At 69.7% G+C, this 25,846-nt stretch carries 18 protein-coding genes and 1 pseudogene; 9 read left to right on the forward strand and 10 right to left on the reverse strand.

Annotated elements, in window-relative coordinates; genetic code table 11:
* The 7 genes and pseudogenes from RWO33_RS10990 to RWO33_RS11020 all read left to right on the forward strand — a co-directional run.
* Positions 1-1,413, forward strand: a pseudogene (locus RWO33_RS10990) (malto-oligosyltrehalose synthase); the annotation flags it as partial.
* Positions 1,414-1,422: 9 nt separating this feature from the next.
* Positions 1,423-1,587, forward strand: coding sequence for a DUF2934 domain-containing protein (locus tag RWO33_RS10995; protein ID WP_083214152.1), 165 nt, complete (start codon positions 1,423-1,425; stop codon positions 1,585-1,587).
* Positions 1,584-3,710: a glycogen debranching protein GlgX gene (glgX, locus tag RWO33_RS11000; protein WP_145477496.1), complete on the forward strand. Its 2,127-nt coding sequence runs from the start codon at positions 1,584-1,586 to the stop codon at positions 3,708-3,710. Before RWO33_RS10995 ends, glgX begins: the two co-directional genes overlap by 4 nt.
* Before the next feature lie 179 nt (positions 3,711-3,889).
* Positions 3,890-5,260: an efflux transporter outer membrane subunit gene (locus tag RWO33_RS11005; RefSeq protein WP_314104857.1), complete on the forward strand. Its 1,371-nt coding sequence runs from the start codon at positions 3,890-3,892 to the stop codon at positions 5,258-5,260.
* An 86-nt stretch (positions 5,261-5,346) separates the two neighbouring features.
* Entirely contained in the window at positions 5,347-6,408 is a 1,062-nt protein-coding gene (locus RWO33_RS11010; RefSeq protein ID WP_314104858.1) for an HlyD family secretion protein, read from the forward strand.
* Positions 6,405-7,457, forward strand: coding sequence for a DUF2955 domain-containing protein (locus RWO33_RS11015; protein WP_314104859.1), 1,053 nt, complete (start codon positions 6,405-6,407; stop codon positions 7,455-7,457). Before RWO33_RS11010 ends, RWO33_RS11015 begins: the two co-directional genes overlap by 4 nt.
* Positions 7,458-7,474: 17 nt before the next feature.
* Positions 7,475-8,023 carry a hypothetical protein gene (locus RWO33_RS11020; RefSeq protein WP_314104860.1) on the forward strand — a complete coding sequence of 183 codons (549 nt, stop codon included), beginning with the start codon at positions 7,475-7,477 and terminating at the stop codon, positions 8,021-8,023.
* Between the two features lie 15 nt (positions 8,024-8,038).
* On the opposite strand, the gene RWO33_RS11025 is transcribed toward RWO33_RS11020, so the two are convergent.
* Complete coding sequence (locus tag RWO33_RS11025; protein WP_314104861.1) at positions 8,039-9,262, reverse strand: patatin-like phospholipase family protein; 1,224 nt, start codon at positions 9,260-9,262, stop codon at positions 8,039-8,041.
* Between the two features lie 115 nt (positions 9,263-9,377).
* A complete protein-coding gene (locus RWO33_RS11030) occupies positions 9,378-10,310 on the reverse strand; it encodes a LysR family transcriptional regulator (protein WP_314104862.1) in 933 nt (310 codons plus the stop codon).
* A 126-nt stretch (positions 10,311-10,436) separates the two neighbouring features.
* Here RWO33_RS11030 and RWO33_RS11035 point away from each other — a divergent pair, with 126 nt between their 5' ends.
* Positions 10,437-11,567 carry an alkene reductase gene (locus RWO33_RS11035; protein ID WP_314104863.1) on the forward strand — a complete coding sequence of 377 codons (1,131 nt, stop codon included), beginning with the start codon at positions 10,437-10,439 and terminating at the stop codon, positions 11,565-11,567.
* On the opposite strand, the gene pip is transcribed toward RWO33_RS11035, so the two are convergent.
* The gene (gene pip, locus RWO33_RS11040; RefSeq protein ID WP_314104864.1) at positions 11,552-12,505 is read right to left on the reverse strand and encodes a prolyl aminopeptidase; all 954 of its coding nucleotides are present in this window, start codon (positions 12,503-12,505) and stop codon (positions 11,552-11,554) included. The genes RWO33_RS11035 and pip overlap by 16 nt on opposite strands.
* A gap of 83 nt (positions 12,506-12,588) precedes the next feature.
* Complete coding sequence (locus RWO33_RS11045) at positions 12,589-13,038, reverse strand: hypothetical protein (RefSeq protein ID WP_314104865.1); 450 nt, start codon at positions 13,036-13,038, stop codon at positions 12,589-12,591.
* 70 nt (positions 13,039-13,108) lie between these two features.
* On the opposite strand from RWO33_RS11045, the gene RWO33_RS11050 reads away from it, so the two are divergent.
* Entirely contained in the window at positions 13,109-17,845 is a 4,737-nt protein-coding gene (locus tag RWO33_RS11050; protein ID WP_314104866.1) for an ATP-dependent helicase, read from the forward strand.
* Between the two features lie 6 nt (positions 17,846-17,851).
* Here RWO33_RS11050 and RWO33_RS11055 read toward each other — a convergent pair whose 3' ends face one another.
* The 6 genes from RWO33_RS11055 to RWO33_RS11080 all read right to left on the reverse strand — a co-directional run bounded on the left by RWO33_RS11055 (position 17,852) and on the right by RWO33_RS11080 (position 25,703).
* Entirely contained in the window at positions 17,852-18,502 is a 651-nt protein-coding gene (locus RWO33_RS11055; protein WP_314104867.1) for a nucleotidyltransferase family protein, read from the reverse strand.
* Positions 18,499-19,506: an XdhC family protein gene (locus RWO33_RS11060; RefSeq protein WP_314104868.1), complete on the reverse strand. Its 1,008-nt coding sequence runs from the start codon at positions 19,504-19,506 to the stop codon at positions 18,499-18,501. The genes RWO33_RS11055 and RWO33_RS11060 overlap by 4 nt, the downstream gene beginning before the upstream one ends.
* Positions 19,503-21,701: an aldehyde oxidoreductase molybdenum-binding subunit PaoC gene (gene paoC / locus RWO33_RS11065; protein ID WP_314104869.1), complete on the reverse strand. Its 2,199-nt coding sequence runs from the start codon at positions 21,699-21,701 to the stop codon at positions 19,503-19,505. The genes RWO33_RS11060 and paoC overlap by 4 nt, the downstream gene beginning before the upstream one ends.
* A 3-nt stretch (positions 21,702-21,704) precedes the next feature.
* A complete protein-coding gene (locus RWO33_RS11070) occupies positions 21,705-22,655 on the reverse strand; it encodes a xanthine dehydrogenase family protein subunit M (RefSeq protein WP_314104870.1) in 951 nt (316 codons plus the stop codon).
* Positions 22,652-23,296, reverse strand: coding sequence for an aldehyde dehydrogenase iron-sulfur subunit PaoA (gene paoA / locus RWO33_RS11075; RefSeq protein ID WP_145477511.1), 645 nt, complete (start codon positions 23,294-23,296; stop codon positions 22,652-22,654). The genes RWO33_RS11070 and paoA overlap by 4 nt, the downstream gene beginning before the upstream one ends.
* Positions 23,297-23,429: 133 nt before the next feature.
* Positions 23,430-25,703: a xanthine dehydrogenase family protein molybdopterin-binding subunit gene (locus RWO33_RS11080; RefSeq protein WP_314104871.1), complete on the reverse strand. Its 2,274-nt coding sequence runs from the start codon at positions 25,701-25,703 to the stop codon at positions 23,430-23,432.
* Positions 25,704-25,846: the final 143 nt, after the last annotated feature.

Genomic DNA, 25,846 nt, shown 5'->3' on the forward strand with positions numbered 1-25,846 from the left:
CGCATGGAGCGCGCCGCGCTGCCGGCCAGCGCCCGGTTCGGGCGTGCGCTGCTGTCGCGTGCGCTGACCGCGCTGCTGGTGCGCTTCCCGGTTTACCGGACGTATGCCACGCCAACCCGCTTCGACGAGCACGACCAGCGTCGCTGGGACGCGGTGCTGGACAGCGTGGAGCGCGAGGAACCGGCGGATACGGCACTGGCGGCGGGCTGGATTGCTGCCTGCTTCCGCGACGCCAGCGGCGATGCGCGCGCACGCGCCACGCTGCGGCGGCGCTTCCAGCAGCTCAGCGCGCCGCTCAACGCCAAGGCGGTAGAGGACCGCGCGTTCTACCGCTACGGCGTGCTGCTCTCGCGCAACGAGGTCGGCAGCCGTCCCGACCATTTCGCCCTGTCCACCCGTGCCCTGCACACGCGCACGCTGATGCGCGCCCACCACCACCCGCAGGCCATGCTGGCCACGGCCACCCATGACCACAAGCGCGGTGAAGACAGCCGTGCGCGGCTGGCGGTGCTGTCCGAGCAGCCGCAGTGGTGGGCCAGGCAGGTGCTCACCCTGGATCGTCGCGCCGCACGCGTCGGGTTGGCGCTGCCACCGCCGGCGCTGCGCCACATGCTGTGGCAGGCCCTGCTCGGCGCGTGGCCGACGCAGGGCCTGCAGGACCCGCGAAGCTTCACTGAAAGGGTCGTGCAGTGGCAGCTGAAAGCGCTGCGCGAAGCCGATCTGTTTTCGTCCTGGACCGACCCGGATACCGCCTTCGAAACCCGCACGCAGGCCTTCATCGAACAGCTGCTGCTGCACCCGGCCACGGCCTCGCTGCGCGGCGTCCTGCAGCAGGCGGCGGAGCATGTCGGCGCCGCCGGCGCCCGCAACGCGCTGGCCCAGCTCACGCTGCGGCTGACCGTGCCCGGCGTGCCCGACCTGTACCAGGGCACCGAGGGCTGGGACCTGTCGCTGGTGGACCCGGACAATCGCCGCGAGGTGGACTACGCGCAGCGCCGCGCCTGGCTCGACGATGCACGCCGCTGGCCGCAGCTGCTGGCGCAGTGGCAGGACGGCGCCGTCAAGGCGCGCCTGCTGCGTGACGTGCTGGCCCTGCGACGGGAACGACCCGCGCTGTTTGCCGAAGGAAGCTACCAGCCGCTGCATCCGGACCGCGACGTGCCGATGCTGGCCTTCCAGCGCGAGCGCGCCGGCCAGCGGCTGCTGGTGGCGGTGGCGCACCACACCGCGGCGCAGCCTGCCCGCCAGGGCGCCGCGCTGTCCGCTTCGCATTGGGGCGGGGCGTCACTGACGGTCCCGCCCGGGCGTTACCGCAACCTCCTGACCGGCGCCGCGCTGGTCAGTGATGGCACTCCCCTGCGCCTGCGGCAGCTGTTCGACGGCAGCCCGGTCGCGATTCATTCAACCTGCTGAGATATGACGATGGACGAGCAACAGAAAGCCGAACGCACCCGGGAACTGGCCCGGCAGATCTGGGAGGCGGAAGGCCGCCCGGAAGGACAATCGGCACGTCATTGGCAGATGGCCGAGCGGCTGGTCGCCGCCGAGATCGAAGCGCTCCTGCACGACCAGGAGGTACCGCGATGAGTACCGCCAACGGCGCAGGGCAGACGCGGGTCAGGGCAGGGCGACCGTACCCGCTGGGTGCCACCTGGGATGGGCTGGGCGTCAACTTCTCGCTGTACAGCCGGCACGCCACGCAGGTGGAGCTGTGCCTGTTCAACGAACGCGGGCGCGAGGTGGAGCGGATCCGCCTGCCCGAGTACACCGATGAGATCTGGCACGGCTACCTGCCGGACGCGCGGCCCGGCCAGCGCTATGGCTACCGCGTGCACGGACCGTACGCGCCGGAGGCCGGCCACCGTTTCAACCCCAACAAGCTGGTGATGGACCCGTACGCGAAACAGCTGGTCGGCCAGATCAAATGGGCACCGCACCTGTTCGGCTACACCCTGGGCCACAAGGACAAGGACCTGAGCTTCGACCGGCGCGACAGCGCGGCCTACGTGCCGCGCTGCGTGGTGGTCGACCCGGCGTTCACCTGGGGCGCCGACCGCAGCCCGGCCACGCCGTGGGACCGGACGGTCATCTACGAAGCGCACCTGCGCGGGTTGTCGATGCAGCACCCGGCCGTGCCCGAGGCCATGCGCGGCACGTTCTCGGCGCTGCGCTCCGACGCGCTGTCCGACCACCTGCGACAGCTGGGCGTGACCGCGCTGGAACTGCTGCCGGTGCATGCGCACGTGGACGACCAGTACCTGGTCGAGCGCGGGCTGAAGAACTACTGGGGCTACAACACCCTCGGCTTCTTCGCACCGGACCCGTCGTTCCTCTCCACCAGCACCATCGCCGAGTTCAAGCAGATGGTGGCCAGCCTGCATGACGCCGGGCTGGAGTTGATCCTGGACGTGGTCTACAACCACACCGCCGAGGGCAACGAACTCGGTCCGACGCTGTCGTTCAAGGGCATCGACAACGCCAGCTACTACCGCCTGGCCGACGACCGTCGTTACTACATCAACGATACCGGCACCGGCAACACGTTCGACCTGACCAACGCCGGCGCACTGCGCATGGTGATGGATTCGCTGCGCTACTGGGTGCAGGACATGCACGTGGACGGCTTCCGCTTCGACCTGGCCACCATCCTCGGGCGCGAACGCGCCGGCTTCGATCCGTCCGGCAGCTTCCTCGACGCGGTGCGCCAGGACCCGGTGCTGAGCCAGGTCAAGCTGATCGCCGAACCCTGGGACATCGGGCCCGGCGGGTACCAGCTCGGCAACTTCGCGCCGGGCTGGGCCGAGTGGAACGACCGCTTCCGCGACAACCTGCGCGCGTTCTGGAAGGGCGACGAAGGCCAGCTCTCCGAGTTCGCCACGCGCCTGATGGGCTCGGCGGACCTGTTCGACCACAACGGTCGCCGGCCGTCAGCGTCGGTCAATTTCGTGACCGCGCACGATGGCTTCACCCTGCACGACCTGGTGAGCTACAACGACAAGCACAACCTCGACAATGGCGAGGAAGGTCGCGACGGCACCGACCACAATATTTCCTGGAACCATGGCGCGGAGGGGGCGACCGACGACCCCGGCATCCTGGCGCTGCGTCGCCGGCAGATGCGCAACCTGCTGGCCAGCCTGCTGCTCGCGCAGGGCACGCCGATGCTGCTGGCAGGGGACGAGTTCGGTCGCACCCAGAACGGCAACAACAACGCGTACTGCCAGGACAACCCGATCAACTGGATCGACTGGGAGCGCGCGGCGAGCGAAGAAGGCCAGCAGCAGTCGCTGTTCGTACGGCGGCTGCTGGCGCTGCGCCGACGCTACCCGCAGCTGCGTCGCAGCCGCTTCCTCGACGCCCGCGACGGCCACGGCACCGACGCCGCGCACTGGATCCGCCCGGACGGCCAGCCGATGCAGGAAGGCGACTGGCACGCACCGCAGCAGCGGGCCTTGATGTTGCAGCTGCCGGCGATGCCCGCCGACGGCGACGGCAACGGCAACGGGGTGGAGGGCATCCAGCTGTTGCTGCTGGTCAATGCTGCCGCGGAGCCACAGGCCTTCGTGCCGCCGCCGCTGGACAACACGCCATGGCGGTTGTTGATCACCTCGGTCGACGACGCGCCGGTGCAGGCCGACGAGCACGGACACTGGCACCTGCCGGACCGCGCCATCGCGTTGTTGGCCAGCCGGGGCAGCAGCGCGCACTGACCGCGTTGCACCACCAGTAGAAGTACTGAGGCCCGCGCTGCGCCGCAGCGCGCATGATGGGAATGAACGGGGGCGGCCGCTTGTCGGTGCGCCCTGCGTTCAGACAACAGACTTCCCAACGCCAGGGTGGCGCCATGCAGTGCCTGCGGTGCGCGCGACGCTGTCTCCCGGCTGCAGGGGTGCTGCTGCCCGCCCTGTTGCTCGCCGGCTGCGTGCAGGGGCCGGCGTATGTACGACCCACGGTGCAGGTACCGTCGCACTATCGTTTTGCTTCCACGCCACTCCGACCGGATCCGGTCGCAACGCTGGCGGAGGTGCCGCGCTGGTGGCGCCACTTTGGTGATGCGCAGCTCGACGCGCTGGTCGACGAGGCATTGCGCGCCAACCATGATCTCGGCATCGCCACGGCGCGGGTGGACGAGTTCGCCGCGCGGGCCGCAGCCGTCCGCGCCGAAGCGCTTCCGGTGCTCGGCTATGGCGTGGCTGCCGGGCGCCAGCGCACCCCGGGCGTCGGCGCCGGTGGCACTTACGCAGGCCTGCTGTCGGCCAGCTGGGAGCTCGATCTCTGGGGGCGCCTGCGACGCGAGCGCGAGGCCGCACGTGCCGAGCTGATGGCCACCGAGGAGGCGCGACGTGGCGTCGCGTTGACCCTGGTGGCGGCAGTGGTGACCGGCTACATCACGCTGCTGGACCTCGACCGCCAGTTGGAGATAGCACGCGCAACGCTGGCAGGCCGAGGCCAGAATGTAGCGGTGTTCCAGCAGCGGCTGGACGGCGGGGCGTTGTCGGAACTGGAAATGCTGCAGGTGACCGCCGAATACGAAAGCGCGGCGGCGGCCATTCCAGAGCTGGAGCAGGCACTGGCCACGCAGGAGCACGCGCTGTCGGTGCTGGTTGGCCGCAACCCCGGCGCCATCGCACGTGCGGGCACGCTGCAGGCCCTGCATGCGCCGTCCGTTCCGCCCGGGCTTCCCTCCGACCTGCTGGCGCGGCGCCCGGACATCCTGCAGTCCGAACAGGCCCTCGTGGCGGCCAACGCGCGCGTCGGCGTGGCCCGCACGCTCTACTTTCCGCGCCTGTCGTTGAGCGGGGACGCCGGCTCGGCCAGCGCTGAGCTGGACCGGTTGTTCACCGGGCCGGCGCGGACGTGGTCGTTTGCCGGGCAGCTGTTGGGGCCAATATTCGCCGGTGGCAGCATCGCCGCCGCCAACCAGCAGGCTGAGGCACGCAACCAGCAGGCCGTGCTGGCCTACCAGAGTGCGATCCAGGATGCGTTCCGTGACGTGGATGACGCCCTGGTGGCCATCCAGTCGAACACTACGCTGGTGGCGTCGCTGGAGCGGCGCGTGGCAGCGCTGCGGCGTGCGGTCGGCCTGGCGGTGGAACGCTACGACAACGGTTACTCGGACCACCTGGAAGTACTGGATACCGAACGTGGCCTGTTCTCGGCCGAACTGGCGTTGAGCAGCGCACGGGGCAACCGCTATCGGGCACTGGTCGCGCTTTACCAGGCGCTGGGTGGCGACTGGGCCACGGAGGCCGCGCAATGACCCCGCCTCCCACCCAGGAACCGTCGATGCAGACCGCAGCCCCGCCAGCCGAGGCGACGGCCCCCGCAGCCGCAGGACCGGCACCCGTGCGCCGGATCGTTCGCCTCACGCTGGCGGCGCTGTTGCTGGTGTTCGTGTACCACCTCATCGCCGACCGCTTCACCCCGTACACCTCGCAGGCGACAGTGCAGACCTTCCTTGTCCAGATCGCGCCGGAAGTAAGCGGCCCGGTGGTCGCCGTGGACGTACGTGACAACCAGCCGGTGAAGGCCGGGCAGCCGCTGTTCCGGATTGACCCACGGCCCTTCGACATCGCGCTGCGCGCGGCGCAGGCCAGCCTGGCAGTGGCGCAGCAGGGCGTGGATTCGAGCGCGGCCGACGTGCGGGTGGCTGCCGCGCAGCTGCAGCGGCAGCAGGTGGAGCTTGCCACCAGCCAGCAGTTGGGAAAGATCGTGCTGGACCTGTCGGCAAAACGCGCCTTGTCGGAGACCTCGGCGATTCGTGCGCGGAGCGACATCGCCCGGACCCGTGCCGAGATCGAGCGCGCCCGTGCCGAGTCCGAGCGTGCCCGGATCCGGCTGGGCGATGGCGCGGCCGGGCATCCGCAGGTGCTGCAGGCGCTGACGGGAGTGGAACAGGCCACCCTCGAACTCCGCCACACCACCGTGCTGGCCCCCGGTGCCGGCGCGATCACCAACCTGCGGCTGGCCCCGGGGCAATTCGTCAGCCGCGGCCAGCCGGTACTCGGTTTCATGGCCGACGGTCCACGCTGGGTGACCGCTGCGATGCGCGAGAACCAGCTGGGCCGGATCCGTCCCGGTGCCCGCGCGTACGTGACCTTTGACGACCAGCCGGGCGACGTGTTCCCCGCGCGCGTGCACAGCGTCGGCTGGGGCATTGCCAACGGCGGGGAATCACCCACCGGCCAGCTGCCGACGGTCGACGCGCCGACCGGCTGGCTGCGCGAACCGCAGCGCTTCCCGGTCCGCATCGCGCTGGACGGTGCGGCCGGCAATGCAGCCGCGTTGTCGCCGGGGCGCAGTGGCGCGCAGGCCAGCGTGGTGGTGCTGACCGCGGACCGCTCGCTGCTCAATCCGTTGGCCCGGGCATGGATCTGGGTGGTCGCGCAGCTGAGCTACCTGCAATGAACGCGCCGCCCCCCGGCATGGAGCGCGCAGCAACGCATCCGGTGCTGCGCTTCGCGGTCGCGGTGACGGCGGCATTCGTGATCGGTGAGGTGCTGGGCTGGTGGCCCAGCTTCCTCGCCGCCGTGCTGGCAGCGGTACTGTTGGCGAGCCTGCCGGTACGACCGACGCTGCGCATGGCGGTTGGGCTGGTCGCGGTGATGGCGGTCGTTGCGTGGCTGCCGTACCTGCTGGCGTCGTTGCTGCGCGGGGTGCCGGTGGTGCTGTTCGGGCTCGCCGCGCTGGGCATGTTGCTGGGGTTCCATGCACTGCTGCAAGGGCGTCCCAAGCTGCCGGCGATGCTGCTGCTGATCTGCCTGGCGGTGATACCGGTGGTGGTGCTGACCGCACCGGCGCAGGCGGCCGCGTTGCCGTGGGCCCTGGTCCGCGGCATGGGACTGGCGCTGGCGCTGATCCTGGTGACCTTCGCGGCATGGCCTGCGATGCCACCACCGCGCGCCACGCCTGCACACGCGCCGCTGGGCGCTACCCCCTGGCTCTTCGCGCTGCTGGCCACGGGGGTGATGCTGCCGATCCTGCTGGTGTACCTGCTGTTCGGTCTGGTGGATGCGTTGCCGGTGATCGTCACCACGGTGATGCTGGTGATCCATTTCGACCCAGGGCAGAGCGCGCGTCACGCGCTCGCCCTGATCCTGGGAAATCTTGCCGGTGGCCTGCTCGGCTGGTGCATGCACCTGGCGCTGCTGACCACACCGACCCTGCCGTTCCTGGCGCTGCTGCTGTTCCTGGTATCGATCGGATTCGCCCAGCGCATCGCGGTCGGCGGCGCGGTCGGTGCGGTGGCGCTGGTCGCCTGCAACGCGGCGTTGATCATCTTCGGCACCGCGCTCGCGACCGGGCCGGCGTCGGTGATGGTGTGGCTGACCCGGCTGACCCAGTTCGCGCTGGCCGGTGCATTCGCCCTCGGCATGATGCACCTGCTCTGGCAGCGCTTTGCCACCGTCGCCGCACGCCCGGCGGCGTTACCTTCGCCTTCAAGCCATGCGCCCTGAGCGCCAGGAGACCTGCCATGACCACGCTTCGTTCCGCAGACGCACCCGAACTGAATCCGACGGCCAACGATCCGCGACAGAAGAAGCGACTGGTGCTCGGCGTCGCGGTCTGGGTCGTCGGCTGGATCCTCGGGCTTGGCCTGATGCCGGTGGTGGAAGCCTCGTCGCTGTCCGAAGGCCTGAAGACCACGCTCAACGGCGTGCTGCTGCTCGGCTTCCCCAAGCTGTTCCTGGTGCTGGCGGTGGCGATCATGGGCAAGCCGGGCTTCGCCTACCTGAAGTCGCTGATCGGCGCGCGGCTGCGTCGGTTCGCGCCGCCTGCTTCGGTCAGTCCGCTGCGTTACCGGATCGGGCTGATCCTGTTCATTGCGGTCATCGTGCTGAGCTCGATAGGTCCATACGTGGCGCCGGAATCGGGCTCGCTGCGCATGCAGCACCCGCACCTGATGGCGATGAGCGGCGACCTGCTGCTGATCGTCAGTCTGTTCATCCTGGGCGGCGACTTCTGGGACAAGCTGCGCGCCCTGTTCGTGCGCGACGCCAAGGCGGTGTTCCCGCCGGCGTGATCTGCACGGAAAAGTTCAGGGCTCGTCGGCGGGCGACATCCCGGGCGGGCGCGACAGCCACACCGGGCCTTCGCGGGCCCGGTCGTAGCCGACCTGGTAGAGCACGGTCATGCGCGCCGGATCGAAGCTGGCGGCGTCGGCCAGCGCAAGCCGGGAATCGATGGTGACCCAGGCAAAGCGCGCACCGTCGCGCCGGGCGTAGGCGTACTCGCGGAACAGGTCGCCGATCATCCCGGCGCGGCCGGCGACGTCGATGGAACGGAAGGCAATGCCGCGCAGCGAGCGCTCGGCCGGGTCCGATGCCGCGGCCAGCTGTCCGTTGTGGATCATGAAAGCGTCGTAGGTGGCGGGTGCGCGCGACAGCCGGTTGTAGAGGCGCTGCGGATCGATGATGCCAGCGTGCAGGAAAATGTTGGCGGCGACGAAACCGTCCACGTGCATTTCGTCGTAGCGCTTGCCGAGCACGTCCACCTCGATCAGTACCGGCGGGAAGGCGATCGGGATCGATGCGGAGGCCAGCATCACCCGCCGGAACAGCGCCAGCGCCTCCGGCGATCCGCGCGTGGCGATCAGGCCCATGTTCCAGACCACGAACTGGCGCGAATCCAGGTCCGCCGTGCCCATGTAAAGACGACGCCCGGCGCGGTGTTCGGCGGCGATCCTGGCCAGCAGCGGCGCATCGATGGCGCGTGCGATCAGTGCCTCCAGCGGCGCGGTGTTGGCCAGCGCATCGCGGCGCAGCAGCGCCATCAGCGGGTTCCCGGCCGCGAACACGTCGGCGTCGGAGGTTGTGGTGTAGAAGCGCCGCAACGCGTCGTCATGGTCCGGTCCAAGGAACGCGTAGGGCGCCATCAGGGCGCCTGTCGAGACCCCGGTGACGATCTTGAAGGTGGGGCGGCTGCCGGTGGCGGTCCACCCGTTGAGGAAGCCCGCGCCGAAGGCACCGTTGGCGCCGCCGCCGGACAATGCCAGGTGCGGGTAATGGATGCGGCCGTCGGCCGCGACGGGAAACTGCTCGGGGCGCTCGTCGCGGATGGACTGCTCGAAATCCTCCTCCATGTCGCGGTTCGGGCGTCCGGCCCAGGCGCGTACATCCGGCATGCCGGGCACCACGGCCCAGGCGATCTGGTCGGCGGGTACCGGGGTGCGGGGCAGGGTGGCGCAGCCGCCCAGCAGCAGGCACACCACCAGGACAGCGGCGTACCCAGGAGCGCAGCGGCAGGCGGAGCTCGTATCCACGCCTCAAGCGTGGCAGCAACGGGTGAGCCGAACCACAGTATTTCCCGCAGCGTAGAGCCACGCCCTGCGTGGCTGCGTGACCGATGCAACGCGCGCAGCGACGCAGAGCGTCGCTCTACGCGGGCGTCGGGCGATCCCAGGTAGGTGGGGTGCCGAATCCCTCCAGCAGGAACGCCGTCACCTCGCGCACCTTGCGCGACCGCAGCTTGTTCTCAGGTGACAGCAGCTGGATGTAGGAGGTCTCGGTCGCGACCGAGCCTTCCCACGCCCCGAGCAGCGGTAGCAGTTGCTGCTTCGCAAAGCTTTCGCGGTGGTACAGCCAGCTGGGAAACAGCACCACGCCGTGCCCCTCGAGCGCGGCGGCGAGCAATACTTCGGCGTTGTTGCTGCACAGCGGGCCGCTCACGTTGATGCCTTCGAACGGTTCCGCAGCTGCCTCGCGGAAATACCAGCGCTGCCGGCCGAACTGTCCCTTGTAGAGCAGGCAGCGGTGGTCGAGCAGGTCCGCCGGTGTGTCGGGCGTGCCGTGCTCGGCCAGGTAGGCCGGGCTGGCTGCGACGATCTGCTGCTGCGCGGCGAGGGTCCTGCCGATCAGACCGGAATCGACCCGCGGCCCTATCCGGACCGTGATATCCACGCCTTCCTGCACCGGGTCGATGTAGGCATCGGTGAGCTGCAGCTCCACCTCCAGCGCCGGATGCGCCGCCTGCAGCTGGTTGACCAGTGGGGCGACGTGAAGCCGACCAAAGGCCTCCGGGGCATTGATCCGCAGGCGACCACTCAACGCGCCGTCGTCTCGGCCGAGGTCGTCCACTGCCGCATCCAGCAGTTCGATCGCTTCGCGGGCCTGCTGGTAAAAGCGTTCGCCTTCCTCGGTCAGCCGCACCGCACGGGTGCTGCGGTAGAACAGCTGCCGGCCCAGGTCCTTCTCCAGCGTGGCGATGAAGCGGGACACCGACGAGGCCGGCACCTGGAAATGCCGGGCGGTCGCGAGAAAGCTGCATGTGTTGGCCACCATCAGGAAATACCGCAGGGCCTTGAGCTGCATGGGAATGCTCCGGTAATGCTGTTTCAGCAATTGTGATTTGCCGTGTGGCGGGATTGTAGCTGTATCGGCATCTACCTACGATGGCCGCCTGCCCGCACTGGCGGGCCCCTCCCCAGGACTACCGCAATGACTTCCCTGTTCACCCCGTTCGACCTGGCCGGCACGCCCCTGCGCAACCGCGTGGTGATGGCGCCGCTGACCCGGGCCCGCGCGCCCAACGACATTGCCGACGAGCGCATCGCGCTCTATTACGCCCAGCGCGCCACCGCCGGGCTGATCGTCAGCGAGGGCACGCCCATCTCGCAGGAAGGGCAGGGCTACCTGTTCAACCCCGGCATCTTCCGCCCCGAACAGATCGAAGGCTGGCGGCTGGTGACCAATTCCGTGCATGCGGTCGGTGGCCGCATCGTCGCGCAGTTGTGGCACGTGGGCCGGGTGTCGCACCCGAGCATCCAGGCCGACGGCAGGCTGCCGGTCAGCGCCAGCTCGAAGCAGGCGGTGGGTGCGCAGGCGTTCGGCCTTGACGAGGCCGGCAACCCCGCCCTGGTCGCGCCGCCGGCACCGCGTCAGCTGGCCACCGATGAAATCGCCCGCATCGTCGGCGAGTTCGCCCAAGCGGCCGCCAATGCCATCGACGCCGGCTTCGATGGCGTGGAGATCCACGGCGCGAACGGCTACCTGCACGAGCAGTTCCTCAATCCGCTGGTGAATGACCGTACCGATGAATACTCGGCCGACAGCATGGACAACCGCCTGCGCTTCACCCTGGAGGTGATCGACGCGGTGGTGGCCCGGATCGGTGCCGCACGCACCGGTATCCGGCTGTCGCCGTACGGGCAGCTGTTCGACATGCCGCTGCACGACGAGATCGACAGCACCTACGCGGCGCTGAGCAGCGAGATCGGCAAGCGCGGCCTGGCGTTCGTGCACCTGATGGACCAGTCCGGCTTCAAGGTCGGCGAGGTGGTCGTCGAGGGTGGCGCCGAGAGCGGGTTCCAGGGGCTGCTGCGCACCATGCGCGGCAACCTGCCGAACACGGCACTGATCCTGGCCGGCGGCCTGGACCGTGCACGCGCAGAGCAGCTGGTCGACGCCGGCCTGATCGATCTGGCGGCCTTCGGCACGCCGTTCATCGCCAATCCGGACCTGGTGGCCCGCCTGCAGAACGGCTGGCCGTTGAACACCCCGGACCGCGCCACGTTCTACGGCGGCGGCGCGCAGGGTTACATCGATTATCCGAGCTACCAGGCCGCCTGATCGGCAAACGCATCGGTGGCGCGCACCAGCGCGTCCACCGTGGCCGGTTCGGTCGCGCTGTGGCCGGACAGCACCATTTCCAGCCGGGCCTCCGGCCAGGCCTGGGCCAGGTCCCACGCACTGCGCGGCGGGCAGATGATGTCGTACCGCCCCTGCACGATCACCCCGGACAGGTGGCGGATGCGGTGCACGTCGTGCAGCAGCTGGCCGTGTTCCAGGAAAGCGTGGTGGCGGAAGTAGTGCGCTTCGATCCGCGCCTTGGCCAGCGTATCCAGCGGGTCGGCGTGGGACACGGCATCGACCTCGTGCACCAGCGTGGCGGCAAAATCCTCCCACCCCAGCCACGCCTGCGCGGCGGCAATGCGGGTGGCGCTGTCGCCGCTGTCCAGCCGCTGCCAGTAGGCCTCGATCATGTTGCCGTGTTCCGCCGTCGGCAGATGCGCGGCGTAGCGCGCCCAGCGTTCGGGGAACAGCCAGCGTGCGCCGCCGTCGGCCTCGTTGAACCAGCGGTTTTCTTCGGCACGGCCCAGGTAGACCCCGCGCAGGATGAGCCCGGCGGCGCGCGCCGGGTGCGCCTGCGCGTAAGCCAACGCCAACGTGGAGCCCCACGAGCCACCGAATACCAGCCATCGTTCGATGCCAAGGCGTACGCGCACGGCTTCGATATCCGCCACCAGGTGTGGCGTGGTGTTGTCGCGCAGCTCGCCGAACGGCGTGGAACGACCGCTGCCGCGCTGGTCGATCAACACGATCCGGTAGCGGGCAGGATCGAAGAAGCGTCGATGGGTGGGGGACACGCCCGCACCGGGTCCACCGTGCAGGAAAACCACGGGCAGGCCGTCCGGCGTGCCGCATTCTTCCACGTGCAGGGTATGCAGGTCATCGACGGCGATCGCGTGTTCGCGATAGGGAGCCAACGGCGGGTAAAGCGTGCGCATGCGGAAGCCTTGGACGGAAACGGGCACAGGTTAACCCAGGCTTTCCTGGACGGGCGTGCTTCGTCCGTGCGCAGGCTCGCGCGTTATTCCTGGGCTACCGCGATCTCCACGTCACGGGCGGTGTCTCGCAGCAGTTCGACCGTGAAATCCGGGGAGCCGCGCTGGGCCTCGATCACCACGGCATCGCCGTCTTCGACGGCCACCCGATAGCGGTCGCCCAGACGCTCACCGATGGCGCTGCGGGCCGCATTGGCAATCGATACTTCGGAGTCGCCTTTGCTGACCGGAACGTCCACGTGCATCGGCGATTCTTCCTGCAGCCAGATGCGGAAGCTGATGACGCCGTTCGACTCGGCCGCGTCATGGATGGCCAAGCGCCAGCTGTTGGCCGGCTTTGGAAGCTCGTTGTCGGTGGCGCGCGGGCTGAACATCGGCGCGAACTGCGCCATGGCGGTTTGAGTGCCCGCGAACAGCAGGCACGCGGTGAGGGCGAAAGAGGCCTTGAGCAGGGCGGGGCAGGAAGGGCGGTTCATGTGGATGGCCAGGCAATAACGTTGGATTCGTAGCGCTGTTTCTACGCCCCTGCGGGTAATCTGGACGTCAATGAGCCCGTCGCCTCTCCATCACGCCCTTGTTCCGTTTGAACCCGCCACCCGCGCCTGGTTCGCCTCCGCGTTCCCTGCACCGACGCCGGTCCAGGCGGCTGCGTGGGCCGCCATCGGCCAACGCCAGCACACGCTGGTGATCGCGCCCACCGGTTCGGGCAAGACCCTGGCGGCGTTCCTTCACGCCATCGACCAGCTGTTCCGGCAACGCCTGCACGACACGTCGCCACGCCGCACACGCGTCCTTTACATTTCCCCGATCAAGGCACTGGGCGCCGACGTGCAGCGCAACCTGCAGCTGCCGCTGCAGGGCGTGAATGCGGAGCGCGAGCGGCGCGGCGATCCCCCGGTAACGCTGGGCGTGGCAGTGCGCACCGGCGACACGCCGACCGCCGAGCGCGCACGCATGGTCCGGCGCCCGCCCGACATCCTGATCACCACACCGGAATCGCTGTTCCTGATGCTGACCTCGAAGGCGCGCGACACGCTGCGCGAGGTCGACACCGTGATCGTGGATGAGATCCACGCGGTGGCGGGCAGCAAGCGTGGCACGCACCTTGCGCTCAGCCTGGAACGGCTGGACGCGCTGCTGCAGGTACCGGCGCAGCGCATTGGCCTGTCCGCCACGGTGCGCCCGGCGGAGCGGGTGGCGGCGTTCCTGGGCGGCGACCGGCCGGTGACCGTGGTCGACCCGGACAGTCCGCGCCAGCTGGAGGTGCGTATCGTGGTGCCGGTGGAGGACATGGCCGACCTGCCGGCGCAGGCGGGGCCAGCGGGTGCGCGCGAGATGGGCGGGCAGGCCGGTTCGATCTGGCCGCATGTGGAAGCCAGCATCCTCGACCAGGTCCTGCAGCGCCGTTCCACCATTGTGTTCGCCAACTCGCGCGGGGTCGCCGAAAAACTCACCGCGCGGCTCAACGAGCTGTACGCCGAACGCACGGCTCGCGAGGCCGGGCAGGCGCTGCCGACGCCGGTGCCGGAACACTACGGCTCGTTCACCGGCAGCACCGTATCGCGTGTGCTGGACAGTCCGGCGCTGATCGCACGCTCGCACCATGGATCGGTGTCCAAGGAACAACGCCGCGATATCGAGCAGTCGCTCAAGGACGGCAGCCTGCGCTGCGTGGTGGCCACCTCCAGCCTCGAGCTGGGCATCGACATGGGGCTGGTGGACCTGGTGATCCAGGTCGCCGCGCCGCCCTCGGTGGCCAGCGCGCTGCAGCGCATCGGACGCGCCAGCCACCAGGTCGGCGGCACGTCGACCGGGCTGGTGTATCCGCGCACCCGGCGCGACCTCATCGACGCCACCGTGGCCATCCAGCGCATGCTGGCGGGGCAGATCGAGGCGGTCGACCCACCGCGCAACCCGCTGGACGTGCTGGCCCAGCAGACCGTGGCCGCGGCCTCGATGGAGACGCTGCAGGTTGAGCAGTGGTACGCCACGGTGCGCCGCGCCGCGCCGTACGCGAGCCTGCCACGCAGCGCCTTCGATGCGACCCTGGACATGCTGGCCGGACGCTACCCGTCCGACGATTTCGCCGGCTTCCGGCCCCGGCTGGTCTGGAACCGCGAGCGCGGCGAGCTGAGCGCGCGCCCCGGGGCCAAACAGTTGGCCGTGACCAGCGCTGGCACCATTCCCGACCGCGGCATGTACAGCGTGATGCTGCCGGAAGGCGAGGAACGGGCGGGCTCGCGCCGGGTCGGCGAACTCGACGAGGAAATGGTGCACGAATCGCGGGTCAACGACGTGATCACGCTGGGTGCCACCTCCTGGCGCATCGAGCAGATCACCCACGACCAGGTGGTGGTGACGCCGGCGCCGGGACGTTCGGCGCGGCTGCCGTTCTGGCGCGGCGAAGGCGTGGGCCGCCCGGCGGAGCTGGGGCAGGCGGTGGGCGCTTTCCTGGCGGCGATGGATGCCGATGCGGCCAGCGGCGCGATCGCGCCCGCGCATCTGCAGGACCTGCAGCGCTGCGGCCTGCAACCCAATGCGATCGCCAACATCGTGGGCCTGCTCGACGAGCAGCGCCAGGCGACCGGCGTGCTGCCCACCGACCGCCGGCTGGTAGTCGAGCGCTGCCGCGACGAGTCCGGCGACTGGCGGGTGATGCTGCATTCGCCGTACGGACGACGCGTGCATGATCCGTGGGCGCTGGCCCTGGCCGCGCGCATCCAGGACCGCTGGGGCGTGGATCCGGCCGTAGTGGCCAGCGACGACGGCATCATCCTGCGGCTGCCCGATTCGACCGGACGGCTGCCCGGCGCGGAGCTGTTCCTGTTCGATCCGGAGCGGCTGCGCCGCGAGGTGAACCAGTCGGTGGGCGGCTCGGCGCTGTTCGCGGCGCGCTTCCGCGAATGCGCCGCGCGTGCGCTGCTGCTGCCAAGGCGCAGCCCGGGACGGCGTTCACCACTGTGGCAGCAGCGGTTGCGCTCGGCCGAACTGCTGGCCATCGCACAGCGCTATCCGGAGTTTCCGATCCTGATCGAGACCGCGCGCGAATGCCTGCAGGATGTCTACGACCTGGACGCGCTGGATGCGCTGATGCGACGATTGGCCGAGGGCAGCATCGAGATCGCCGAAGTCACCACCGAGGTGCCGTCGCCGTTCGCCGCCAACCTGTTGTTCGGGTATGTGGCCGAGTTCATGTATGGCACCGATGTGCCGCTGGCCGAGCGCCGTGCGTCGGTGCTGTCGCTGGATACCGGCCTGCTAGGCGAGCTGCTCGGCCAAGTGGATTTGGGCGAACTGCTGGACGCGGCCGTGGTGGAACAGGTCGAGCGTGAGCTGCAGCGACTGGCACCGGAGCGGCCGGCGAGCGGCAAGGAAGGGCTGGCCGACCTGCTGCGCGAGCTGGGTCCGTTGAGCGAAGCGGACGCCGCACTGCGACTGACCGATGCCCCGCACGCGGCGACGCACCTGGCCGCACTTCAACGCGAACAACGCGCCTTCCCGCTGCTGCTTGCCGGCCGCCCGTGCTGGGCGGCGGTGGAAGACGCCGCGCGGCTGCGCGATGCGCTGGGCGTGGTGCTGCCGGACGGGCTTCCCGCCATCTTCCTGCAGCCGGGCGCCGATCCGCTGGGGGAACTGCTGGGGCGCTACGCCCGCACCCATGCGCCGTTCACCACTGCGGAGGTCGCGCAGCACTGGGGCCTGGGCGTGGCGGTGGCCGATGCGGGACTGGAGGCGTTGTCGGCGCAGGGCAAGGTGCTCGGCGGCCACTTCGGCGTTGCGCAGCGTGATGCGCCGGATGCCGGTGCGACCGGACCGGTGCCGCTGGCGCGGCGCGAATGGGTGGGCGAAGGCGTGCTGCAGCGCTTGCGGATGCGCTCGCTGCAGGCGGCGCGTGAAGCGACCCGCCCAGCCCCGCGCGAAGCCTATGTCGGCCTGCTGATGCAGCGCCAAGAGCTGGTGGCCGATGCCGCCGTCGCCAACCGCACCGGAGCCGTGCCTGCAGGTGGACCGCTGCAGGGCGCCGATGGCGTGCTGCGCGTGGTGGAACTGCTGGCAGGGGTTCCGTTGCCGGCCTCCGCATGGGAGAACCAGATCCTGCCCGCGCGCGTGGCCGACTACACGCCCGCGTTGCTGGACGGCCTGCTCGCGACCGGCAGCGTGGTGTGGGCGGGACACGGCAAGCTGGGCGACGACGACGGCATGGTATCGCTGCACCTGCAGGCGCTGGCGGGTGAATCCCTGCCGCCGCCGCCGGCGTTCGAGCCGTCGTCGTTGCAGGCGGCGATCCTGCAGGTGCTGGCCGACGGCGGCGCGTACTTCGCGCGCCAGCTGTGGGCAGCGGTGCTGGCGCGCACGGAGGGCGCCGACATCGACGGGCCGGATCCGGAGGCGCTGCACGATGCGCTGTGGGAGCTGGCCTGGGCCGGATGGGTCAGCACCGATCTGTGGACGCCGCTTCGACATCTGTCCGGCGCGCGTCCATCGCGTCCGCGCGTGGTCAGCCCTGCGCGGCAGGGCCGGTACGCGCGGGGCAGGGCGATGATGCACCCGCCCGGGCTCGACGACGGCCACGCGCTGCAGCGTGACGCGACCTCCACGTCCTCGCTTGCCGGTCGCTGGTCGCTGCTGCAGCGCCCGGCCACCAGCGACACCGTGCGCGCGGTGGCGCTCGCCGAAGGGCTGCTGGACCGCTACGGCATCGTCACCCGCGGTGCCGCCGTCGCCGAAGGCATCGCCGGCGGTTTCCCCGCGCTGGTGCAGGTGTACCGCGGCATGGAAGATGCCGGCCGCGTGTTGCGTGGGCGTTTCGTGGAGGGCATGGGCGGTGCGCAGTTCGCAGAGCGTGGCCTGGTCGATGCGCTGCGCGAGGTGGCGGACGCACAGCCGCAGGGCAGCGTCGGTGCCACCCTCGGGCTGTCGGCGGTGGACCCTGCCAATCCGTTCGGCCCGGTACTGCCCTGGCCGGCGCACCGTGCGGTGCTGCGGCCGGTACGTCGGCCAGGGGCGCTGGTGGTGATCGGTGGCGGCCACCTCAGGATGTACCTGGCCCAGGGCGGACGGCAGTTGCTGACCTGGTTCGACGGCGACGGCGACGGCGCCGGAACAGATTCGGCGCTGGCCGCTGCCGCGCAGGCGTTGGCGATCGCGCTGCGCCGTGGGCGGCGGCTGTCGTTCACGCTGGAACTGATCGATGACCAGCCGGTGCGGCGCGATGCGGTGAGCGAAGCGCTGCGGGCCGTGGGATTCACCCGTGCGCCGAAGGGGTTGGCGTGGGAAGGGTGAGAGCGGTCAGGCAGGGTCGATGAGGCCGAGGGCCCGGGCGGTGCGCAGGTTCTCGGGGGTGTCGATGTCCAGGGCCAGTCCGGGGGCGTCCAGCAGGAACAGCGACGACGGGGGCAGGGCGCGCAGGCGGGCGCGGAAGCCGCTGTCGGGGGTGCCGGGGGTGAGGTCGGTGAACCAGTGGCCTGGGATTACTGCGGGTACGCCGGGGGTGCTTGAGGCGTCGGTTGACACGCATGGCGTGTCACTACCTGGCGTTGTGGTTGCGGCGCAGCCTGAGGAGGCGTTTGGGGCGCCTCTCAACAAGGCGTGGAGGTGCGCGGCTTCGAGGGCCGGTTGATCGCAGGTGATGACCAGCACCTGCGCGAATTCCGCCACATACGACGCGGCGGTGTCCAGGCTGCTGCGCATGCCGCGGCCGGGATCGGGATTGATTGCCAGGGTGCACGGCTGGCCGGCCAGCGCTTCGCGCAGGAGATCGGCGTCGGGTGGCAGCACGGCCACCACGGCGCCGGGCGTGGTGCCGCATGCCAGCCGCACCATGCGGTGCAGCAGCGTTTCACCGTCGATGCGCAGCAGCTGCTTGGGCTGGCCCAGGCGCGTGCTGGCGCCGGCCGCCAGAACCACCACGGCATGGCCGCGTAGCGCGCCCGCGGTCATGACAGTCCCGGTGCGGCGTGACGCCACGCCTGCAGCTGGGCCGCGATGCTCAGCGCGATCGCATCCGGACCGCGACCGCCCAGCGCCAGCCCGACCGGTGAGCGCAGGCGGGGCGACAGCGCGGCGCAGTCCGCCGCCGGCAGCACCTTGAACAGGTCATCGCGGCGTCGGGCGGGGCCAAGCAGGCCGATGAAGGGGATCTCCGTGGCCGCCAACTGCTCCAGTGCGTCCCGATCCAACTCGAAGTTGTGATGCATCACCAGCACCACGTCGGGCGACGCGCCGGACCACACAACTTCACCGGGGCGCTGCGTGCCCGGCGGCGGCAGGGCGTCGGGCAGGCGTGCTCGCCAGCGTTCGCGCGGCTCCACCACCTGCACCCGCCACCCCAGCCCCTGCAGCAGTGGCAGCAGCGGCGTGGCCTCCGGCCCGGCGCCGAGCAGCAGCACGCTGGGCGCCGGGCGCCACTGCAACTGCCACTGCATGGCACCGCTGTTCCATTCCACCGGCAGGCTGGGCAGGGTCGTCGCCACTTCAGCGTCGCCGCAGCGCCAGCTCAGCCGGCCATCGACGTGCAGTTGCAATGCCAAGGTATTGTCGCCCTGCAACCAGGAAACCAGCACGGCCTCGATGCCCGGCACTGCCGCCATCGGAATCAGCGCGACCCGCTGCCGACCACGACAGCCCACGGCATTGCCGCCAAACATGGCGTCGTCGTCGCGGGTATCGATCTCCATCCAGTCCAGCGCGCCACGGTCGGCGGCGTCCAGCGCGCGCCTTTCGATCTCCGGCTCCAGGCAGCCGCCGCTGAGCCAGCCCACATGGCCGGCGTCGCTGAACTGCACCAGGGTGCCGGCGCGCGTGTACGTGGAGCCCTCGGTCTCCAGCACTACCGCCAAGGCAGCGCGCTGGTTGGCGCGCACCGCATCGAGCGCCGCCTGCAGCACACGGCCCGGGTTGCCGTCCTCGGCATCCAGCGCAGTGGCGACGCGTCCGGCGCTCATCCGATCGCGGGCAGCCCCGCCAGCAGCTTGTCCAGCGTGATCGGGTACTCCCGCACGCGGGTGCCGGTGGCGTTGTAGATGGCGTTGGCGACCGCCGCGCTGACCCCGCACAGGCCGAGTTCGCCCACGCCCTTGGCCTTCATCGGCGACGACACCGGGTCGGTTTCGTCCAGGAACACCACTTCCTGGTGGGGAATGTCGGCGTGCACCGGTACTTCGTAGCCGGCCAGGTCGTGGTTGACGAAGAAGCCCAGCCGCGTGTCCACCGCCAGCTCTTCGGACAAGGCCGCGCCCACGCCCATGGTCATCGCGCCGATCACCTGGCTGCGCGCGGTCTTCGGGTTGAGGATGCGGCCGGCCGCGCAGACTGCCAGCATGCGCCGGATACGGCTTTCGCCGGTGGCCACGTCCACGCCCACTTCAACGAAATGCGCGGCGAAGGTGGACTGCTGGAACTTCTCTTCCAGCTCGGCGAACTCGATGCTGTCCTCGACCACCAGCTCGCCACCGGCGGCGGCGTTGCCCAGCGCGAACCGCTTGCCGCCGCCACTGACCTGGCCGTCGGCAAAGGTCGCCGTGGCCGGGTCCAGCCCCAGCTTCGCCGCCACCTCCTCGCGCAGCTTGGTGCACGCCGCGAACACGCCCGCAGTGGAACTGTTGGCGCCCCATTGGCCACCGGACCCGGCCGAGGCCGGGAAACTGGAATCGCCGAGCTTCACGGTCACCTGTTCAATCGGCACGCCCAGCATCTCCGCTGCGGTCTGGCCGAGGATGGTGTAGCTGCCGGTGCCGATGTCGGTCATGTCGGTTTCGACCGTGACCTGGCCATTGGCATCCAGGCGCACGCGCGCACCGGATTTCATGACCAGGTTGTTGCGGAAACCGGCGGCAACGCCCATGCCCACCAGCCAGCGGCCATCACGCTGCTGGCCGGGGCGGGCATTGCGCTTGTCCCAGCCAAAGCGCTGCGCACCGTCGCGCAGGCACTGCACCAGTTGCCGCTGCGAGAAGGGGCGCTGCGGATTGGCCGGGTCGACCTGGGTATCGTTGCGGATCCGGAACTCGACCGGATCCAGGCCCAGCTTCTCGGCCATTTCATCCATCGCGATTTCCAGCGCCATCAACCCCGGGGTTTCGCCCGGCGCGCGCATCGCATTGCCTTCGGGCAGGTCCAGCTGCGCCAGGCGCAGGCCGGCCAGGCGGTGGGCACCGGCGTACATCAGCTTGGTCTGCTGGATGGCCTCTTCCGGCGAGCCGCCGGGCAGGTTGCCCGACCACGATTCGTGACCGATCGCGGTGAGCGTGCCCTGCGCGGTGGCCCCCAGGCGGATGCGCTGCAGCGTGGCCGGGCGATGGGTGGTGTTGTTGGCGATCTGCGGGCGCGACAGCGCGACCTTGACCGGGCGCTTTGCGGCGCGGGCACCCAATGCGGCCAGCAGCACGTCCGAACGTACGAACAGTTTGCCGCCGAAGCCGCCGCCGATGTACGGCGAAATCAGGCGCACGTTCTCCTTCGGCAACCCCAGGGTCTTGGCCAGGTCGGTCTTGCCCCAGTCGATCATCTGGTTGGAGGTCCACACGGTGAGCTTGTCGCCCTCCCAGGCAGCGAGGGTGGCGTGCGGTTCCATCATCGCGTGCGACTGGTCGGGCGTGTGGTAGATCGCGTCCAAGGTCACCGGTGCTTCGTCGAAGGCCTTTTCGAAATCGCCCACGCGGGCATCCGGGTCGGTCTTCTGGAAGTTGGTGCCGGCTTTTTTCGCGGCGGCCAGGTCGTAAGCGCCTTTCTGCGTGGTGTAGCGCACCTTGACCAGGCCGGCCGCGGCACGCGCCTGTTCAAAGGTCTCGGCCACCACCAGCGCCAGCGCCTGGTGGTAGTGCGAGATCTCCGGACCGCCCAGCAGTGCGGCGGTATTGCGCTGCGACTTCTGCAGCGGCCCGGCGTTGTCGGCGGTGACGATGGCCAGCACCCCGGGCGAGCGGCGCGCGGCATCCAGTTCCATGCTGCTGACCCGGCCCTTGGCGATGCCGGCGGTGACCACGTAGCCGTACGCCGGCGCGGCCACCGCATCGTGGCGTTCATAGGCATACGGGGCATGGCCGGTGGTCTTGAGCGGACCATCGATACGATTCAAAGGCTGGCCGACCACCTTGAGCTGGTCGATTGGATTCTTGCCGGCAGGCGTGTCGAATTTCATGGCTTATCCCTTCGCCTCCAGCAGCACGGCGGCGAGCGTGCGTTCGGCCAGCTGCACCTTGAAGGCATTCTGTGACGAGGGCGTCGCGCCTTTCAGCAGCGAGGCCATGACGGCCGCGGCACCCTGCGGCAACAGTGCGTCGGCTTCCGGCGTGCGCCAGGGCTTGTAGGCTACGCCGCCCAAGGCGACCCGACCGCTGCCGTCGCGTTGGACCACCGCGGCCACCGACACCAGCGCGAAGGCGTACGAGGCGCGGTCGCGCACCTTGCGGTAGATGTGGGTCCCGCCCAGCGGGGCAGGCAGTACGGCGGCGGCGATCAATTCGCCCTTGTCCAGCACGGTTTCCACCTGCGGCGTGGTGCCGGGCGCGCGGTACAGGTCATTGAGCGGGATGCGCCGGCTGGACCCATCCGGGCGGATGGTTTCCACCACCGCGTCCAGCGCCATCATCGCCACCGCCATGTCGCTGGGATGGGTGGCGATGCAGGCCGGGCTGGTGCCGACCACCGCCAGCTGCCGGCTGAACCCGCCGATCGCGCCGCAACCACTGCCGGGCAGGCGCTTGTTGCAGGGCTGGGCGGTGTCGTAGAAATACGGGCAGCGCGTACGCTGCAGCAGGTTGCCGGCCGTGGTGGCCTTGTTGCGCAGCTGGCCGGAGGCACCGGCGACAAGCGCGCGGGTCAGCAGTGCGTAATCGCGGCGCACGCGTGCATCCGAAGCCAGGTCGGTGTTGCGCACCAGCGCACCGATGCGCAGGCCGCCGTCCTCGGTCGCCTCGATGGTATCCAGCGCCAACCCGTTCACGTCGATCAGATGCGCCGGCGTTTCGATCTCCAGCTTCATCAGGTCCAGCAGGTTGGTACCGCCGGCGATGAAGCGCGCGCCCTGCGTACGGGCTGCCGCGGCGGCCGCTTCGGCCGGGGAGGTGGCGCGTTCGTAGCTGAAGGCCCTCATGCGCGCTTACCTCCCACGTCTTCGATCGCCTCGATGATGTTGGAGTAAGCACCGCAGCGACACAGGTTGCCGCTCATGCGCTCACGGATCTCATCGGTGGAGAGCGGGGTCCGCGCCTGCAGGTCGCCGGTGACGTGGCTGGGAATGTTGTCGCGCACTTCCTGCAAAACCGCCACCGCCGAGCAGATCTGGCCCGGCGTGCAATAGCCGCACTGGTAGCCGTCGTGCTTCACGAACGCGGCCTGCATGGGATGCAGCTTGTCCGGGCTGCCCAGACCTTCGATGGTGGTGATCTTCGCGCCCTGGTGCATCACTGCCAGGGTCAGGCAGGCGTTGATCCGGCGGCCGTCGACCAGCACCGTGCACGCGCCGCACTGGCCATGGTCGCAGCCCTTCTTGGTGCCGGTCAGGTGCAGGTGCTCGCGCAGCGCATCGAGCAGGGTCACCCGGGTGTCCAGCTGCAGGGTGCGCGGCCGACCGTTGACCTCGAAGGCGACCTCGGCGCTGACCGGCGCACGGGCCCCGGCCGGGTTTCCCTGCGCTTCGGCAACGGCCGCGGGCAGGACCATGGTGGTGGCCGATCCGGCGCCGAGTTTCAGCACGTCGCGTCGCGACAGGGAAAGGTGCGGAGGGGTAGGCATCGGTTGGCTCCTCGTTGGCTGCGGCCGCCTGGCTCACGGGATAGGCACAGGCACGCCCCAGGCGTGCCGACCTGGCCATCCTGGGGCAGACGCAGTCGGCATACGGTGAAACGGGTGAAGGCAGGCGCGACGGTCAACGCATGACCTTGTCCGGGGTGATCGGGGTGCTGCGGATGCGTTTGCCGGTGGCGTGGTAGATCGCGTTGCTGATCGCGGCGGACACCCCGACCAGGCCGATCTCGCCCACGCCCTTGGCGCCCAGGCTGCTCACCACCCGGTCGTCCTCGTCGGCGAACAGCACCTCGATGTCGTGGATATCGGCGTTCACGGACACGTGGTACTGGGCCAGGTCGTGGTTCATGAACCGGCCGAAGCGGTGGTCCGACTCCGTCTGCTCGTGCAGCGCCTCGCCGATACCCCAGATCACACCGCCGATGATCTGGCTGCGTGCGGTGGTTGGATTGAGGATGCGCCCGGCGGCGATCGCGCTGACCACCCGCATCACCCGCACCGTGCCCAGTTCCTCGTCCACCCGGACCTCCACGAACACCGCGCTGTGGGTGGCGCGGACGAACTTGCGCTGCTCCAGGATGTTGGGCAGCAGCAGGTATTTGGCGTCGATGCTGGACAGCCCTCCGCTGGCGAGCAGGTCGCTCAGCGGGATCGCGGTGGCAGGGTCAGCGCCCAGTAACATGCGTCCCCCGGCGAACACCACATCCTCCAGCCGCGCGCGTGCGAATTCGGTGCGGCCCTGCTTGCGGGCCAGCGCAAGCAGCTGCTTCTTCAACTTCCCGCAGGCCCCCTCGACCGCCGAGCCGACGGTGGCGACGTGGGACGAGCCGCCTTCGATCGGCGCGACGGGCAGGGTGGAATCGCCCATCTGGAAGCTCACCTGCTCGAGCGGCAAACCCAGCGCCTCGGCGGCGATCATGCTCATCACCGTATAGGTGCCGGTACCGATATCGCTGGCGGCACTGCTCACCACCAGCCGGCCATCGGCATGCAGTTCGGCATGGGCGCGCGCGAACATCTGCATCGCATCCCACTGGCCCGTGGCCATGCCCCAGCCGACCCATTCGTCGCCCTCGCGACGCGCGCGCGGCAACGGTGCGCGCTCGCTCCAGCCGAAGCGTTCGGCCCCCAGCTGGTAGCACTCGCGCAGCGCCTTGGTGGAAACCGGCTTGCCGTCGGCCGGGTTGGTCTCGGCGTAGTTCTTCAGGCGCAGCGCCAACGGGTCCATGCCGATCTTCGCGGCCAGCTCGTCCATGGCCACTTCCAGCGCGTGCATGCCGTGGGCGGCGCCGGGCGCGCGCATGTCCATCGGGCTGTACTGGTCCAGGTCGACCAGCTTGTAGCCCAGGTGCACGTTGTCGCAGGTATACAGCTGGCCGCTCCAGTTGACCACGACCTCGACGTAATCCTCGATCCGGGACGTCTCTGCGATGGCGTCGTGCGAAATCGAACGCAGGCTGCCATCCGCGTCGGCCGCCAGCTTCACCCGCTGCACCGTTTCCGGCCGGTGGCCGAAGGTGAACATCTGCTGGCGGGTCAGCACTACTCTTACCGAACGTTCCAGGGCGAGCGACCCCATCACCGCCAGGGCCAGCTGGTACTGCGGGCGCAGGCCGGAACCGAACGCGCCGCCCACATAGGGGTTGCGCACGGTGACCTTCTTCTTGGGCAGGCCGAACACGTGCGACACGTACCAGCGGCTGTTCTGCGAGCCCTGGGTCTTGTCGTAGATGGTGAGGTGGCCGTCGTCGCCGCGGATGACGGTACTAGCGAACAGCTCCATCGGGTTGTGGTGCTCCACCGCATGGTGGAAGTCCGCCACCACCTGGTGGGGCGCGGCGGCGAAGGCATCCTGCGGGTCACCCTTGTCCTTGGGCGGTTCCGAGAAGCCCGCTTTCATCTTGCGCGGCTCGTACGCGCGTCCGATCGCGGCGAGGAGGTTGGTGTCGTGCTCCTCGACCGCATAGAAGACTTCCACCCGCTCGGAAGCTTCGCGGGCCGCCTCGAAGGTCTCCGCCAGTACCAGCGCCACCGGCTGGCCGCTGTACAGCACTTCATCGTCATGCAGCGGGCGGAACGGCTTTCCAGCGGGTGCGGTCATGTCCTTGTAGAACAGGCCATTGCCGCGCATGTGCGGTCGGTTGAGATGGGTGATGATCCTCAGCACGCCGGGTACCGCGTCAGCGGACTGCAGGTTGAAGCCAACGATGCGGCCCTTGGCGATGGTGCTGCTCACCGCCACGCCGTAAACCAGTTCACCCTCCGGGAACCATTCGGCCGCATAGCGCGCCTGCCCGGTGACCTTGGCGCGCCCGTCGATGCGGGGCGTGCCGGTGCCGGTCGGCACGTGGCCGGTGCCGGGGACGGCGACCGGCGGCTGCAGGGGCAGGTTCATGCGGCATCTCCGGTGGGCAGCATGGGCACGCCCTGGTTGGTGACCGTGCCGTTCGCGGCGGTGGTGAGCGCGCGGATGATGGCGCGGTGGGCAAGCGGGATCTTGAATGCGTTCTGGCCTTGCGGGACGGCGCCGTCCAGCAG

Origin of the sequence: uncultured Stenotrophomonas sp. (assembly GCF_963519925.1) — a bacterium.
Taxonomy (GTDB): domain Bacteria; phylum Pseudomonadota; class Gammaproteobacteria; order Xanthomonadales; family Xanthomonadaceae; genus Stenotrophomonas; species Stenotrophomonas maltophilia_AE.